Annotated in this window: 20 protein-coding genes; 13 read left to right on the top strand and 7 right to left on the bottom strand. The window is 64.2% G+C overall.

All coding sequences use genetic code 11. The features are described 5' to 3' along the window. Positions 1–336: 336 nt before the first annotated feature. A complete protein-coding gene (locus AB0I35_RS14665; RefSeq protein WP_357396384.1) occupies positions 337–960 on the bottom strand; it encodes a TetR/AcrR family transcriptional regulator in 624 nt (207 codons plus the stop codon). A 56-nt stretch (positions 961–1,016) separates the two neighbouring features. Between AB0I35_RS14665 and AB0I35_RS14660 the strand changes: the two genes are divergently transcribed. From AB0I35_RS14660 to AB0I35_RS14650, 3 genes are all read left to right on the top strand, one after another. Then, entirely contained in the window at positions 1,017–1,952 is a 936-nt protein-coding gene (locus AB0I35_RS14660; protein ID WP_357396383.1) for an MBL fold metallo-hydrolase, read from the top strand. 636 nt (positions 1,953–2,588) lie between these two features. Next, complete coding sequence (locus AB0I35_RS14655) at positions 2,589–2,903, top strand: class I SAM-dependent methyltransferase (protein WP_357396537.1); 315 nt, start codon at positions 2,589–2,591, stop codon at positions 2,901–2,903. Between the two features lie 381 nt (positions 2,904–3,284). After that, positions 3,285–3,593, top strand: a complete 309-nt coding sequence (locus AB0I35_RS14650; RefSeq protein ID WP_356982974.1) for a hypothetical protein — start codon at positions 3,285–3,287, stop codon at positions 3,591–3,593. Between the two features lie 83 nt (positions 3,594–3,676). Here the strand turns inward: AB0I35_RS14650 and AB0I35_RS14645 are convergent, their stop codons facing one another. From AB0I35_RS14645 to AB0I35_RS14635, 3 genes are all read right to left on the bottom strand, one after another. Then, positions 3,677–4,177, bottom strand: a complete 501-nt coding sequence (locus tag AB0I35_RS14645) for a hypothetical protein (protein ID WP_357396381.1) — start codon at positions 4,175–4,177, stop codon at positions 3,677–3,679. A gap of 251 nt (positions 4,178–4,428) precedes the next feature. Next, a complete protein-coding gene (locus AB0I35_RS14640; protein WP_357396536.1) occupies positions 4,429–4,626 on the bottom strand; it encodes a hypothetical protein in 198 nt (65 codons plus the stop codon). Positions 4,627–4,689: 63 nt separating this feature from the next. Beyond that, a complete protein-coding gene (locus tag AB0I35_RS14635) occupies positions 4,690–4,890 on the bottom strand; it encodes a hypothetical protein (RefSeq protein WP_357396380.1) in 201 nt (66 codons plus the stop codon). Positions 4,891–5,008: 118 nt separating this feature from the next. Here AB0I35_RS14635 and AB0I35_RS14630 point away from each other — a divergent pair, with 118 nt between their 5' ends. Both AB0I35_RS14630 and AB0I35_RS14625 read left to right on the top strand, forming a co-directional pair. Then, complete coding sequence (locus AB0I35_RS14630; protein WP_357396379.1) at positions 5,009–5,347, top strand: hypothetical protein; 339 nt, start codon at positions 5,009–5,011, stop codon at positions 5,345–5,347. 443 nt (positions 5,348–5,790) lie between these two features. Then, a complete protein-coding gene (locus tag AB0I35_RS14625) occupies positions 5,791–6,060 on the top strand; it encodes a hypothetical protein (protein ID WP_357396378.1) in 270 nt (89 codons plus the stop codon). Here the strand turns inward: AB0I35_RS14625 and AB0I35_RS14620 are convergent. Beyond that, on the bottom strand, positions 6,057–6,524 hold the full coding sequence (locus tag AB0I35_RS14620; protein WP_357396377.1) for a hypothetical protein: 468 nt from the start codon (positions 6,522–6,524) through the stop codon (positions 6,057–6,059). The two genes, AB0I35_RS14625 and AB0I35_RS14620, sit on opposite strands and share 4 nt — an antisense overlap. A 7-nt stretch (positions 6,525–6,531) precedes the next feature. After that, positions 6,532–7,944, bottom strand: a complete 1,413-nt coding sequence (locus AB0I35_RS14615; RefSeq protein ID WP_357396376.1) for a hypothetical protein — start codon at positions 7,942–7,944, stop codon at positions 6,532–6,534. A 423-nt stretch (positions 7,945–8,367) separates the two neighbouring features. Between AB0I35_RS14615 and AB0I35_RS14610 the strand changes: the two genes are divergently transcribed. The 5 genes from AB0I35_RS14610 (at position 8,368) to AB0I35_RS14590 (ending at position 11,635) form a co-directional block, all read left to right on the top strand. Next, a complete protein-coding gene (locus AB0I35_RS14610; protein WP_357396375.1) occupies positions 8,368–8,598 on the top strand; it encodes a hypothetical protein in 231 nt (76 codons plus the stop codon). Beyond that, positions 8,595–8,969 (top strand): hypothetical protein, encoded by a 375-nt coding sequence (locus AB0I35_RS14605; protein ID WP_357396374.1) that lies wholly within the window; start codon positions 8,595–8,597, stop codon positions 8,967–8,969. The genes AB0I35_RS14610 and AB0I35_RS14605 overlap by 4 nt, the downstream gene beginning before the upstream one ends. Then, entirely contained in the window at positions 8,966–9,103 is a 138-nt protein-coding gene (locus tag AB0I35_RS14600; RefSeq protein WP_357396373.1) for a hypothetical protein, read from the top strand. The genes AB0I35_RS14605 and AB0I35_RS14600 overlap by 4 nt, the downstream gene beginning before the upstream one ends. Before the next feature lie 177 nt (positions 9,104–9,280). Beyond that, on the top strand, positions 9,281–9,775 hold the full coding sequence (locus AB0I35_RS14595) for a hypothetical protein (RefSeq protein ID WP_357396372.1): 495 nt from the start codon (positions 9,281–9,283) through the stop codon (positions 9,773–9,775). A 21-nt stretch (positions 9,776–9,796) separates the two neighbouring features. Next, positions 9,797–11,635: a hypothetical protein gene (locus tag AB0I35_RS14590; protein WP_357396371.1), complete on the top strand. Its 1,839-nt coding sequence runs from the start codon at positions 9,797–9,799 to the stop codon at positions 11,633–11,635. A gap of 26 nt (positions 11,636–11,661) precedes the next feature. Here AB0I35_RS14590 and AB0I35_RS14585 read toward each other — a convergent pair whose 3' ends face one another. After that, positions 11,662–12,252, bottom strand: coding sequence for an SAM-dependent methyltransferase (locus tag AB0I35_RS14585; protein WP_357396370.1), 591 nt, complete (start codon positions 12,250–12,252; stop codon positions 11,662–11,664). Positions 12,253–12,456: 204 nt separating this feature from the next. Here AB0I35_RS14585 and AB0I35_RS14580 point away from each other — a divergent pair, with 204 nt between their 5' ends. The 3 genes from AB0I35_RS14580 (at position 12,457) to AB0I35_RS14570 (ending at position 14,747) form a co-directional block, all read left to right on the top strand. Then, entirely contained in the window at positions 12,457–12,822 is a 366-nt protein-coding gene (locus AB0I35_RS14580) for a hypothetical protein (RefSeq protein ID WP_357396369.1), read from the top strand. Between the two features lie 505 nt (positions 12,823–13,327). Further along, positions 13,328–13,729 (top strand): hypothetical protein, encoded by a 402-nt coding sequence (locus tag AB0I35_RS14575; protein WP_357396368.1) that lies wholly within the window; start codon positions 13,328–13,330, stop codon positions 13,727–13,729. 226 nt (positions 13,730–13,955) lie between these two features. Further along, positions 13,956–14,747: an LppX_LprAFG lipoprotein gene (locus tag AB0I35_RS14570; protein WP_357396535.1), complete on the top strand. Its 792-nt coding sequence runs from the start codon at positions 13,956–13,958 to the stop codon at positions 14,745–14,747. Positions 14,748–14,768 lie beyond the last annotated feature (21 nt).

Genomic DNA, 14,768 nt, shown 5'->3' with positions numbered 1-14,768 from the left:
ACTGTGGGTTCGCCACTACCAGGCATATCGTTGTTGTCCTTCAACGGGTTTCGCGCCAACGCTCTCGGGTTCTCATAGGCGAGTTCGGCAATGCGGCATACAAGGGCTCACTAGCTGCCACGCCATCATATGTACTGGATCGTCGCTGGACGCGCCCCCGAACGTCCGCATCTGCCGATGAGCGTGCCTGTCGATGCGCATGTTCGGTGGCTTCGCAGCCGATTGATGAACGTTTCAGAAGAGCGGCGCATCACCACTGCCCCCCGGGACGTGGGTTGGACTGTTATGCGGAAACGAGCCGGAGGAGCGAGATGTGCTGGCGGCCTGCGGTCTGTTCTATGTGATTCGTGTGCTGAGTTCTCGCCCGCTTCGACGAAGACCGTGCACCAGGATGTCCAGCTTGGCTTCCAATGCGCGTTCGAGCGAGAATGGCGTCTCCGAATGCAGCCAGCGATTGAGGGTCTGCAGGTAGCAGTCGTAGATCACTTCGGCAGCGACGTCGGCATCGATGGTGGAGTCGAAGTCCCCGCATTGTTTTCCTCGAGTCACCGCCGCGATCAGAGCCTGTGGCACAACGGCGTCGGCGAAGAACCTGCTGTCGTGGCGAAGCCAAGCGTCGGATATCGATCGGGCAATTCGGCCCTCCTGTTCGTCGTAGCCCGCCATGAGCTTCACCAGACCGGCGAGCTGCTCGACGGCCGCAACGTTGCGGAACGATTCGTCCTGCAGCAGGATCGAGAGGCGTTGTTGGCGCCGATCGACCCACGCACGAACGAAGTCCTCCTTCCGGGGAAAGTAGTTCAGCACCGTCTGCCTCGCCACGTCGGCCTGTTCAGCGATCCGGTCGATGGTCGTCGCACCGAAGCCCTGCGTTGCGAACAGCGCTAGGGCTGTGTCCAACAACATCTTTCGTGTTTCCTGCTTCTGGCGTTCGCGGCGCCCGACCTCTTTCGCTGCCATGGGCCAAGAGTGTACTGTCACCTAAACTTAGGCTACAGACCATCTTGGGGGATATCGTGGCAATTCCATTCGTTCGCGGGCTCCATCGACTGAATGCGGACGTATTCGCCTACCTCGAGCCCGACGGCTCGTGGGGACTGAGCAACGCCGGGGTCGTGGCCGACGGCCAGGAGGCCTTGCTGATCGACACCTTGTTCACGCTGGCGCAGACCGAACACCTGCTGGACTCCGTCGCCGACGCCCTGCCCGGCGTGCGGATCGGCACACTGGTGAACACGCACGACGATCCTGATCATTGGTGGGGCAATCAGCTCGTGACCGGCGCAGAGATCGTCGCCTCCCATGCCGCAGCACATCACATGAGCGAAAACCGTTTCCTGTCCTTGCTTGGCGATGACAGCCTGCCGCCCGGATTGCGCGAGTGGATGGCGCCGATCATGGCCGGATTCGACTTCACCGGCATCATGCCGACCCTGCCCACCCGGGTGTTCAGCAGTGAGCTCGAAATCGCGGTAGGCCGACGCAGCGTGCACCTGCTCGAGGCAGGTCCGGCACACACCCACGGCGACGTAATGGTTCACGTCCCGGACGCGGGAGTCCTGTTCGCCGGTGACTTGCTGTTCGCCGGCATTCACCCGGTGATCCACTCCGGTCCGGTCGAGGGATGGATCGCGGCGTGCACAACGATACTGGAGCTGGATGTTCATACCGTCGTGCCCGGTCATGGCCCGATTGTCGGGCCCGACTATGTGCGCACGTTCCGTGAATACCTGCAACGCCTTCGCGACTACGCAAACAACTGCCATCGCATGGGCCGGTCCGTGTTGGAAGCTGCTGCCGGCTTCGACTTCGCCCGTAGCCCGGATCTTCTCGGCCCCGAACGGATACTCCTCGACATCGGCGCCATCTACCGCGAGCACGGCGACGGGTCAACCGAACCCGAACTGCTGGCCATGCTGCCGGAATTCGCGACGAAACTACGCGCCGGTTAGCCCAACCTCCGGGATCGTCCTTGGCTGGATACCGACGTCGCCCGGATCTACGCGGAGGGTCTTGCGGCCGCGGGCGTACCCTCGTACGACACTTGGACTCTCGCCCCCATCCGCGGCCCCTCGACTCACCCGCGGACATGTCTGACGGGTCTCGTCCGATTGTGCTCTACTCACCCGGTATCGGTCTGTCCCGCGAATTGAGTACCGCCCAAGCTGAAGATCTCGCCAGCCCCGGTTACGTCGTCCGCACTGAACCACACCTACGAGACATTCGCGACGAAGTTTCCCGACGGCCGGATCGCCCGCAGCATCTTGCCGACGGCCGCCGACCCCGACGAAATCCAAGCCCAGGTAACGACCGCGCTGCCGATCCGTGTTGCGGATACACGGTTCGTTCTCGACACACCTTGGCAGACATCGCCGCTGGTGACAATCCCGACGCCGGAGACCATCCGATACCGCACACCTCGCCGACGTACTCGACCTATCCAAGGTCGCCATGTGCGGTCATTCCCCTCGGCGGCGCGACAGCAGTGCAGGCGATGCACCAAGACCGGCGCATCCTCTTGAGGGCAATGGCATTGGCCCGCGACCTACGACAAGCCTGACAATTCGGCATTCGATTTCGATGAAGAGATCGTCCGCGCGGTCGCGAGTACACTGCGACCGGGCATCACGCTCGACGCCGGGTGCGGTACAGGAAGGGGCGCGGCGACGCTGCTCGACTGTGGGCATCAGGTGATCGGCGTCGACAGTTCGTCGGAAAGGCTGGCGCAGGCGCGGAACCGTCTGACACAAGCTACCTTCCGATACGGGGAGCTGCAGGCCCTGCCTGTCGCGACTGGCGAAGTCGAGGTAGTGGTCTGCTCGCTCGCCCTCACGCACGTGCCGGACCCGGCACCAGCTTCAACGAGTTCGCTCGGATGCTGCGGCCAGGTGGCCACCTGGTGATCGCGGATGTCCATCCCGAACAGCTCGCACGTAGCCGGATTCCCGCCATTCGCCTATCGGACGGGGGAGCCGGGCGGATGCGGTCGTACCACCATCGCACCGGCGATTACCTGTGAGCCGCGGTGGTCAGGGATTTGCCGTCCGGCGCTGCGACGAGCCTGTCGTTGCCTCACCGCTCGTCGACCGAACCGCTGACCCGGGCCCCTGAAAGGCCTGGCCTTGGCCGCTCGACTGTCTCGCACCGGAAGCAGGTCGAGCCGCGAACGTAGGCGTCCCGTCGATGATCCTCTGGCACTTCGGATTACAGGACGCCTGAGTCCGAACGTACGCACCTGCCGAATATTGGACGCCCGCGACCAATGACGTTGATACCCTCCGTGCATGTCGGATCGGCTGAGCAACGGCGCATCGGGAGCGCTTCGCCGTTTTGCGGGATGGGTGGCCCGTGGGTCGGTCGGTCACCCGATGCTTGACGGGATAAATTATTGGGACGAGTTGAAGAACTCACCTTCGCAAATGGAGATCTGCTTCGCCATCTTCGCCAACGTTCTCGAGTTCGATGACCAAGGTGAGCCCCTCAACGAGAAGTACGCCGAACGCCGCGCTGCACTGTGGCTCTACAAGTACTGCAAAGGCGAACTCCCGCCGGGAGAAGTAGACCTTCAGGCCTGGGAAGTCGAACTCTACTGACCACGCGTCCTGTGCTGAATGCACGGGTTTCCGTGCATGGTGTCGGTTGCCTGGGCAACCGACCCGGACCCGGTCGACAGTCGTCAATCGGCGGCGCTCAAGGACAGACGCGCCACGTGCGTACGGGAGACCAAGACGAAATCATCCCAGATATTGGCGTAGTAGCCGTCCGGTCGGATCTCCACTTGGGCCGCGAATCGGATGGTGCCGAGCAAGCTCTCGACGGCGCGGACGTAATCGTCAATCAGTGCGTCCAGCGCGCCGCCCTGGGCGGACGGTCCTTGCGGTGGGGACATCCGACGGACAGCGCTCCGCAAGTGCTCTGGCCAGCGCGAAACCGACCTTATCACCACAGTGTTGAGAACCGGATCTTCTATGACGCGGAGCATGCGATCCCGCAGCGGCGTACGGCGAATGAAGAGCTCACCATCCAACGCAATGACAGGGTTGAGCTCGATGCTGACGGCGTGATCGGGGACCGACATCGTTTTCTCGAGCAGAAGCGCAGCGCCGGCCGCCGCTGACAGCAGGGATCGGTCGGCCGGAGCGGTGTGGTCGCAGCTCTGGCCAGTCTTCTTTGTCATGAACAGAGTATCGATCAGCGATCGGAGCCAAGCGACCAGTTTTGTCTGCTGAGACCGCCGAACGAAATGTCCTGTACTGCCGCTGGGCGCGCTGTTCGAACCGGCCGGGAGTGGACCCGGTGTGGATGCGCACTTTCGGCTGATTTGGGCGGTTCCCGTCGTTAGAAGCGAATAGTGCACGCCCACGCCGGATCACACTGCTACAGGACCTCAGCGCCCGAGTATCGCTCTTGCCGAGGACCGTGCTGGAACTAGATCATGGCTGAGTGCAGGCATGTTCGTGATTGAACGAGCCGACGCTTCCGGTGCCGGTGGGAAGGTTTGCGGGTGGCGTCTGCGTATGCCTCTCCCGGGGTCGCCCCCTTACCGAAGCCCACGATCGGGAACCCTGCGACGTTCGCGAGTGGACTCGTCACGACGGCACCGCAGCCGTTCGCGAACGTAACCATCATTCGGCAGTCGATGATGCCTTGACCCTTGCACGCTCGGTCGGCGGCTCGAATGGCGTCGGCTTACGTCGGGTGGTTGATCGAAAACGCGTAGACGTTGCCCCACACGCTGAAGGAAATGGCGCCCCAGGTAACCGGGTCGGCGGCGGGCGGTGCCGCGAGAACGGCAGCGGCACTCACCGAGAGCGCCGCTGCCGCAGCGGATTTGGTGAGCGTTTGGGGTGCTTCCTCTGCGCCGACCATGGTGCGGCGATCCCTGGACATCGCCTCGCACAGAGACGGACGCGGTCGACGATGACGACGTGGCCCGAGCCGGAGCCGTGGCTGCGGCGGATAATGGATAGTTGGACACGCTGCGGATCAGCTGCATACGCTCCCATTCATGACCGAGCAAGAGTCGGACACCAGGTACCTCGACGATTCGAAAGTGCTTGCCGCTATTGGCGAATGGATCGCCCCTCGGGTTCAGCTGGTCTCCGTTCGTTTGCCCCTCGAGTTGGCCGAGGCAGCCGTGGCCGCCTGGAATCGAGACGAAACCGGCGAGATCGGCGAGGAAACCCCCGACCAATACGCCTTACGAGACCGCGCTGCGGAGCTTGCCCTGATCGGGTTGGCAGTCTCCGAACGTGGCCGCTGCGACGGCAAAGACGTGGTGGTCGATCTCCATGCCTCATCCGTCGCAGCCGCGATACGCGCAGCGCAGTCCCCAGACCATCGGTGATGGCGCACGGAGGCGCCGGGCCAAGACCGTAATCGTCGTAGGTTTGGCAGGCGCTGCACGGCGGCATGTAGCACGTCGAACATCCGCTGTCGCCGCCACCGCGCGTTCCCGAGGGTAGCGGCACCACCCGACAAACGCGCTCAACTGCCGATGCGTGCGCTGCCTCGACGCGCGGCCGGTGGCGTTGTTTCGGACAGGACCGCGACCGCCACGACCATGCTCGCCAACAGACCGGCCTGGTCATCGAGATCGGCTCATGCCCGACACCGCTGTCCGATGATGCACGGATAGACGCGGCGCCCCACAGAACAGTTCCCGGCAATTCGGGCTGATCTCGACACACTCCGTTCGTGTCAGAGTTGGACGACCTGATCCCGCCGAATCCGAGCGTCCACTGCCCGAGCATCTACACGATATGCCGTATTGAGTCGTAGCATTCGAACATGCGTTCGATGTTGTGGCGATTGGGGCGTACCGTCGGGCTCAATCCGGACCGGCTGTACGCGGTGCGCGGAGGTTGGGCACGCCCGGCTCCTGCCGCCTGCCCCAGCGGGCACCCCCTCGGGCCGGACCAAGTCCTCGTCGGCACCGTGGCCTGCATAGCCGTTCCCGACCGGCTGCACCGCACCTGGGCGTGCCAACAATGCGACGCCGTCATCTACTGGCCGCCGATCAGCGCAGCATGCGACCACGCCCGGACGGCGTGGCACTAGCCTCGTTCGGCACCACTCGGCCACACGATGTCCACCGGCACACCGAGCTGTCGTGCAAGGGCGACCACTGTGCCGGTCCCTGCACGCTGTGCGTCTTGCCCGTCCCATACTGCGATCATTCGATCAGCCTCCAGTAGAGCGGCATTCGCCGCCTCGTACGCTTCGTGGCCCGCAGTGTCGAAATCCATCACCCGCACGTTCGTTGCACGCGCAATCAACGCGTCGAACTGTTCGGCGTGATCGGGCTTCACCTTCGTCTGGCGATAGTCCCGCGACGGCAGTATCACTTCCAGCTGCCCGCCGGCGTCGAGGACCGCAGTTGCGAACACACTGTCGGCGCCGCGCGCGATGCAGGACATGCCAACCAGATCCGGTGTGTCCGTGATCAACTCTGCGATAGCAGTGCGCACGAGCTCGGCCGTAGCTGGGGTGATGTTCATGTGTCCAGTGACGCTGATCCTCATGTCCTCATCATGCCGGGGACGGCAAGAGTGGGTGCAGCACGTCGAGCAGTTCTCTGGCAGGGCGGCTGGCGCTAGATTCCTCGGCCCGTCGGTAAACCTCAGCGACCTTTGCTTGCACGCGATGCGAGCTGGTTTTGCCGACGTCGTTGACGGCGGCCTCACCAAGGCGTTTCGCTTCTGCGTATTCGCCTTGGATAAGGCGGGCTTCAGCGATGCCGAGTCGGTCGAGCGCGCTTGAGCGCCAGCGCTCGGGGCGGCGTTGGGAGATCGCGGCGGTAATCGCTTCGGCAGCTTCGTCGGCGATAGCGGATTCGGTTCGGGCAAGTTCGAGAAGGCGCCTGCCGAGGGTTCCAGACAGTTCGGCGGCGTCGAAGTACTGCAACCAGTAAGGGTCGTCGACGGGGCGGGCATCGGTGAACGCGGCGCGGGCGTTGTCGGCGGCTCGATGGAACGCGGTTGGGCGGCCGAGTTTGGCGAAAGCCCATGCTTCCCGGGTGTGCAGGAGCGCACGGGTAGTTGGTGTGATCGAGCCGCCCACAAGATCCTGCGCAAGACGGACCAGCTCCAGGGCGTCATTCGCGCGGGCATGCGTGTAGGTGATTCGGTCGACGCCGTGGCCTTCGGGTTCGAGCGTGAGCATTTGACGGGCGAGCCCAGCCAACCCGTTGGCGAACAGGGCTGCATCGCCAGCTTCTCGTGCGGATCGGATCGACAGCATGTAATAGCCCTGCGCGGTGTGCTGGTCACCGGAGTCCCAGGACATAGTGGCTGCGGTTTCGGCGAGCAGTGCCCGAATGTGGCCGAGGCGTTGACGAACTGCCTGGTTGGTGGACGCGGCGATCATGTCGTTCACTTCTGAGAGCTGGCCGACGACAGCTTTGCGACGCAGCCCGCCACCGAACTTGTCGTCCCATTCCCGGAACAGGCGGGCGGCGTTTTCGAGTTCGTCGAGTTCTTGAGTGCCGCTGCCGGTGATGATCGGCGCGGGAGTGTTGGTGCCGCGTTGTCGCCGCAACCAGCGTTCGAGTGGTTCGAGCAGGTAGGTGCCGACGACGACCCCGAACAGGGTTGTCGTGGCTTCGCGGCGATCCACGAGGAGGTCCTTCCGTGCGAGGTCGTCGGCGATGTCCTCGCACGACGACTTCCAGATCGCCGGATCAGGGTCGACCTCGAGTGCGCCTGGCGCGACCGCCCGCCGGGTTTGTAGTTCGTTGAACAGTGCCCGCTCTGCTGGGGTCGCGGAGGCAAGCACAACGTTCATCTGGTCAGCGTGTTCAGGGCTGAGCGTTATCGTTTCGCCGCGTTTGCACCATTTTTTGGCGGTATTGATGTGGATGCGCGCGCGGACAGCGAACCGTTCGTGTGACAGGTCCAATGCGGTGCGTAGATCGGCCGCGTCGGCTCCGGTCCACTTCTTCATAGTCGACTCCTGCACCTGAGGAAAAGGGTTCATGTACCAGCGTGTACCGAGCGTGTACCGGAACAGGTTCCGCGCGTACTTACGTGGACTTCCGGGTGGACTCGTGTCACGCCAGGGTTGGAAGTGCAGGCGACGTCAGTTCGACCGTCATCACTGACGTCGCCCGCGTTCCAATCTGCTACCTCTCACTCTAGGTGGTCCAATGCTGGCCGACCGCATAACTTTTCGTTCAAGTTCAGATCCGTCACTGCTTATTTGCACGGTCGATCCTGGCGAGTTGACTGCCGCACAGGCTCATCGTGCGATGCAGGTGCATTTGGAATGCGATGTAGCGACGTGTCGGTGCCGTCGCCGTGCCCGCACCACCCTGGTCGAACTGAAGCGCATGGTGTTGGATGCTCGCGCCCACCAGGTCGTGACGTGATGACGTTGACCCGGTGTCAGAACTGGATATTGCAGAGTCTGTGCACGGCAGCGGGCACGAAACCGGTGACCGCCGCTGACCTCGCTGGACGGTTGGGGCACAACACGGCACGCACCGAGGAGTACCTCGGGCAGCTCGCCGACATGGGTCTCGCCTGTGCGCAACCGGGCGCCGCGGGTACGAGGTGGCGGCCGTCGAAGGCTGGGCAGGCGATCGGCACTGTGCTGTGACCAGTGAGGCCGTGCCCGACGGGATCGCGATCGGCTACCTCCGTGCCGATGTATCGGGCGACTCGTTCGACCTGCATAAGGCGGCGATCGAGCGCCTGGCCCGCCAGTGGGGGTACGCCCTGAAGGAGATCGTTCCGGCTGACGAGCACACCCCTGAACCCATCGAATACCTGAAAGCCATCGCTCGCGTCTCCAAGGCGGACGCAGTGTTCACCCTGTCCGCCCGTCATTTCGACGGTTGCACCGTCCCGGCTGACCTGATCGCGGTTTGCGACGTCATCACGGTTGCAGACAAACAAACGTTCGCGCGACAAATCCCGTCGCCGTTCGGCGCCCAAAGCGGCACCACACTACACATGGAGACGAAGTGACTAGGTCCCTCGCACACTGCGGCAACTCCAATGCCAGCGGCGGTGCCCAGTTCCAGGGTTTCGAGGGTTTGTACGGCAAGAGCCCCCGCGATAGCGGGCTGCACGCCGTGAACGGCTCGGGCGACGTGCAGTAGCCCGTCCCGCAGCTCCCCCGGTGCTTCCGTCACACGAATGCCGGGGTGATAGTGGCCCCCGAGACCTATCCCACCCCTGGCTCGGGGGTTGCTGCCTCTATCCCCGAACACAATCCCGGTGGATACGATGATCCAAGCACGAACCGACCTCGCCACCACTCGCGAAAGGTTCACCCCGTGGGCGAAGACCGACCCTACTCAGAAATCGAACTACGCCGCCTGGCGAAACAACAGCGTTCGCCGGAGTTCCGGGCGTGGCTGGACCGAGAGCCGGAAGATCTCGCCCAGCTCGTCATCTTGGTCCCGGCCCTGGCCGAACTGGACGACCCGTGGACGGTGCCCGGTCTCGCCGCGATCGAAGACGCCGCGATGGCCCGCTTTCCGAACCCTGGCCCCACCGCCACCGACGAGGAGATGGCGTACCTCGCACTGTGCGCCCGCGGCATCGGGCACACCTACCTACACAGTTTCGGCCCAGGTAAGTGGGTGTGGGTCAAAATCCTCGAGGGCAACCCGATCGGGCCTGCTCTGGAACTGCCAGGCCACGAGTTCTGGTTCGATCCCGGAGAGTCTATCCGCGACATCATCTTTGACCGGCGACCCGGCTGGTTGGCTGAGCAATCGAGGATTCTCGCGGACTGGACCCGCACCCACACCGTGCTCACCGGTTAAACCTGCTCGTTGGGGTCGGTCGTGACCGGCCCCAACGCTGCGGATGACGGGCGTGACATCGTCCCCCGCACGGACCGAGGTCTGACCGAGGCTGGTGACGCGGGGCACCGCGCCTACGTCGAGGCCAAGCTTGCCGAGGCCGCGACGCAGACCAGCCAGATTCGTTCGCCGCAGCATTGGCAGCGTCAAGTCGAGCAATTCGGTGACCAGAAGCTGTTGCACGACATGCTCGCCTACGGGTACCAGAAGCTGCAGGGCCGCACCACGCAAGCTGGTTGGCGGCACGAGGTTGAGCGCCCGACTCCGCTGGGGTTACGTCGACACGACGCTGCGATGGTCAGTGAGCGTGTTGGCCAGCAACTCGTTCGCACGACGACTGAGTTCAAGGCCGGTTCGGTCAACCAGAAGGACGGCCTGAAACAGCTCGCCAAAGAACGCTATCTGTTGGCGAGCAGGCGGACGAAGGACCGCAGCGAGTACGTCATCCGCGCCGAGCGGCCTCCGCACCCGGAGGTGATGAAGGAGGCGCGGCGGCTCGAGAAGGATTTTCCCGGCCGGTTTGTGGTTGTGGAGTTGTCGGAGCCGCAGTTCGAGCGGGCGGTGGAAGCTGGGCGGCCGGTTGTCGAGAAGCAGTTGACGCTCAAGCTCGGCCATTTGGTCGAGAAGCTCCGCAACGCACCGGAATTGAAGACAGCGCCGCGCGCGCTCGAGGGTTTCGTTCGGGAGATAGAGAAGGCGAAGGAGCAGGGCCGGCCGATTGACCTGGAAGTCTTCGCGGGCGCACAGATCGAGCTGGCGTCGCTGATCGAGGTCGACAAGCAGGTCACCCGTGAGCAGGACAAGATCGCCCGCGAAGCCGCCCAATTGCGCCTGAAAGAGGCGCAAATCGTTGAACGAGTTCAAGCTCAGCAACGCGCGGAGCGTGAGCAGCAGTTGTTGAAGCTCCTCGAGAAGGTCGACCGGGAAGTCGTGATCGCCGCGGTGAAGGAAGCCCGTACCTTGGCGCCGCCTGCGAAGGGGTTGGGTCTCGCTGTGGAGCCGGGGATGGATCCGGAGCTGGCGGCCATGATGCAGCAGATGCATGGTGTGATCGCGAGCCAGGGTTTGGAGGCGAAACAGATTGAGATGCTGGAGTATCTGCCGATGCCAACACCCCGGCATCGTGAGCTGGCGGGGTTGGTGCTGGCTCAGCAGGCCGAGCAACCGGGGAGGTCGGTAGCGGAGGCTGTTGCGGCGGCAGAGGAGAAGCTGCAGGAACGCGAGGTGAAGGAGATTGAGCAAGCGAAAGCAGTTGAGGCGCGGCAGGTTCGAGAGCGTGAAAACCGCGAGCTGATGGTCCGCATGGTCGAAGCCCACAACCAACGGTTGGAGCAGGTCGCGCTTGAGCAGGGGCAACGGGTCACCGGCGACCGGTTACAGGATTCGAACTACAGAGACAACGTGAAGTCGGCTGCGGAGTCGATGCGGTTGGATGCGCAGCGCCTTCTCGAGACCGGTGTGGATTCGAAAGTGGTTGACGCCATCGCCCGCGGGATGGTCCGTGCCGACGAAAAGGCTCATGCGCTCGTCGTCGAGATCGACGGAGAGCAGCGGTGGGTGGACCAGCACAGCCAAGAGGCTGCCGTCGCAAAACAGCTCCGCGGGGTGTTCGACGGCAAGGAACTGACCGCACTCCAAGCCATCCAATTGACCTTCAAGGGGCAACCTGATCTCGGCGTGCAGCGATCGAAGGAAGCGTTGCGAGAGCAGACCGAGAAACAGAAGGAGTTGGCTCGTGAGCTGGAGCTAGAACCGAAGTCACGGTCCCGGGAGAGTCCATCGAAGGGACTCGAGCTGGGCATCGAAGGCCCCGGACTGTGATCGAGCGCGATGGGCCGTTGTACGGTTCACGAGTGGTAAGCGATCCCGACTGCGCGTAGGGCCTGCGCGGCCGAGGTGATGTCATGGCCGAAAACATCGGCGGTGATGTGGGTGAGCACCAGCCATGTCGGGGGCGGTAGCGCGTGGGTCAACGGCGCGTGATCGTTGAGTTCGGCAGTGCCGGAAAGTATCCACGCTATCGGCGCCGACATGTCGAAGGTCGCGGCAACGGCCTCGACTACGGCGACGGTGTCGGTGAGGTCGACTTCGGCCGTGCGGGCGCGGTGCCCCGCCATCAGGGCAAGGGCGTGGCTGGCCGCGAGCTGGTCGTTGTCGATGTAGAGCGTGCGCGCGCTGCTGGTGTGCTCTTCTGCGATGTCGTGGATATTCGGGGTGTGTGGGAACCCGCACCCGAGTTCGGCGAACTGGGCGATCTGGTGGTGGTTCAGGAGATGGGAGACGGCGCGGCGGGCGAATCGGCGGGATTCGGTGATCGCGGGCGTGATCTTGTTGCCCGCAAGTCTTCCGGCGATCACGTCATCGACGGGGTAGTAGTCCTTGCCGCCGAGCAGGGCGGAGTGAATGCGAGCGCTGTTGGGGATGGACTGGTCCAACATGACGCGTGTGGAGAAAGGGAACGGAACCCGCAATTGAGTAGCTGGGAATCGCCAAACCGTTCCTGGTGCTGGGCTCGTCGTCGGTCCTTTCGTGGTCCGGTATCCGCTGATCCCCTGAGCCGTTGGCCCCCGCCACCTCGATCCAGATGGCGGGGCGTACGGCACGATGGGCCCATCACCCGGCCAGACCAGAGGACCCCGACCATGTCCGCCACCGACAAAACCGTCCCACGGCGACCGTTGAGCGCGTGGTGGGGTGTCGGTGCAGGATTTGTGCTCGCGGTGTTCGTGCTCGTCCCGGCTGTCATTTGCCTCCGGCGATACCTCGACGTCCCCGAACTTTCGGCTGTCCCGAGCCACCTACGAGAACGCCCACCGGACGTGCATCCCGCCTACTGGCTGACCTGGATGTTCGTCTTCACCACCATGCTCGTTCCCGGACCGATGCTGGCATTGTGGTCGACCACTCGCCGTGCTGGGATCGGTTACGCGATCACCGCAGCAGTGATTGGCGGGTCGCTCATGGCAATGACCATGAGTTTCGAACTGGGCGGCTTCGCACCCAGCTGACCGGCCGTATGCAGCAGACATCCGTGCTGGGCATGTCCCGGCGTGGTCGCTTCCGTCGTGTGTGTCACCAATCGATGCCGAGCTCGGTGTCGCGTCCTGGCGTCGTCGGGAGTGGTCGGGTGTCAGCGGCGTGGGTGAGTTGGTGTTCGATGTCGAGGCCGGCGCGGGCGGCGCGTCGACGTTGGTGGCGATGATGGGCCAGGTGGGGCGAATATGTTGCTGCCGGACATCGACGGACCCTGGACTCAGGTCGTCACACCGGCGGACACGGAATCGGAGGCGAAACAGTCCGTGCTGCTGGCAACGCCGGAGGGGGAACGCGGGCGACGGCTCGACACCCACCGGGAGAGCTGTGCGGGGTAATGCGCCGACGTGCGGAAACACGTGCCTTGTTCGAGACGCGAGCGCGAGCTTGCCATCCGTGACGAGGTAGGCTCGGGGCGTCGCCGGTGAGGGATGCGGGCGATGTGCCGCGGGTGAGCGGCTGCGTCGGAAGTAGGAAGATGTGAAGGGCACCGAGGGCAACTCCGGTTCGAGCGAACGCGAGGCGGCGAAAGTCGTCCGGCTGCCCAGACGGCCGCGACACAGTCCGCAGGATGTCAACGATCCGCGCCGCCGGCCCTGGTACTCACCGCCCGTCTACGACCCGGCGCCCACCCGCCCGGTCACCCGCGCGGAGTTACAAGCCGAGACCGGAACGTGGTCGGCCGACGTAGAGCCGCAGCATCCGAGCGACGGTAGCCCCGCACACGAGGCCGATGTCATCGACCTCGCGGCGTCGCGGCGGAAGCGGGGCGGTGATTCGCCTCGCGGCATCCGGCCGAAGATGATGCCACGTCGCGTCGGGTCCGGCGAGCGAAAGCAAACCGTCGCCGACACCTCACCGCTGCCGAGAACTGATCGGTAACAGATCGCAGGAGTATTCGGGTTCCGCCTGGTGCTCCAGTGATGCCGCGCCGGCCCGAAATCGTTAGCACAGCTAGATAAGTCACGAAAATGCAATCCTCGGGTACGATCACCGCGGGGGAGCGCGAGATGTCCGATGGTCTGCTTAGTATGTCGCAGGCGACGGCAGCTTCGGCTGCCTCACCAAGCGAATTACGACCATCTCCAGGGGATGAACCTTGATCGACATCACACCGCACCGCACCCCGCGTCGCCGGTCCGCCGTGACCGCGGTCGTCGCGGCCGCCGCACTGTGCGCCGCCCTCGTCACCGGCTGCTCGACCGACGACTCGACCACCACCGCGGCTCCGCCGACCGGCGCACTGCCCGACGGCGCGCAGATCGTGAAGGAGTCGGCCAAGACCACCCAGACCCTGCGCACCGTCCACCTGGACATCGACGTGAAGAACCTGCCCGACCTGCCGGTGGAAACCGTCTCGGCCGACGTCACCAACGAGACCCAGGGCACGGGCGCCGCGATGGGTGAGGCGAAGGTCAAGATCAAGCCCGAGGACCCGTTCACCGAGGCGAAATTCCTTGTGGTGGACAAGGTTCTCTACACCGAGGTCAGCGGTCGCTACGTGCCCGCCGGTCCGGCCGAGAAGGTCTACGACCCGGGCGTCATCCTGGACAAGGACAAGGGCATCGCGAACGTGATCGCCAACATCCAGAACCCCAAGGCCGAGGCCCGCGAGGTCATCGACGGCATCAACACCGTCAAGGTCAGCGGCACCATCGACGCCGCGGTGATCGACCCCATTGTGCCCCGCATCGGCCAGAACGCCGGCACCATGCCGATCACCGTGTGGATCCAGGACGTCGCCCCGCCCGCCTCGGATTCGACCAAGCCCTCGGAGGCCGCCTCCACCGGTGAGGGCCCGAATCTGGTTCAAGCCGTGGTGAAGAAGGACCAGGGCGAGGTCACCGTCGGCCTGTCGAACTGGGCCAAGCCGGTGAACATCGTCAAGCCCGCGGGCTGATCCTCACCCGCACACGCACCC

Origin of the sequence: Nocardia sp. NPDC050378, from assembly GCF_040655675.1 — a bacterium.
GTDB lineage: Bacteria > Actinomycetota > Actinomycetes > Mycobacteriales > Mycobacteriaceae > Nocardia > Nocardia coubleae.
This window is presented reverse-complemented; position numbering and strand designations above follow the sequence as displayed.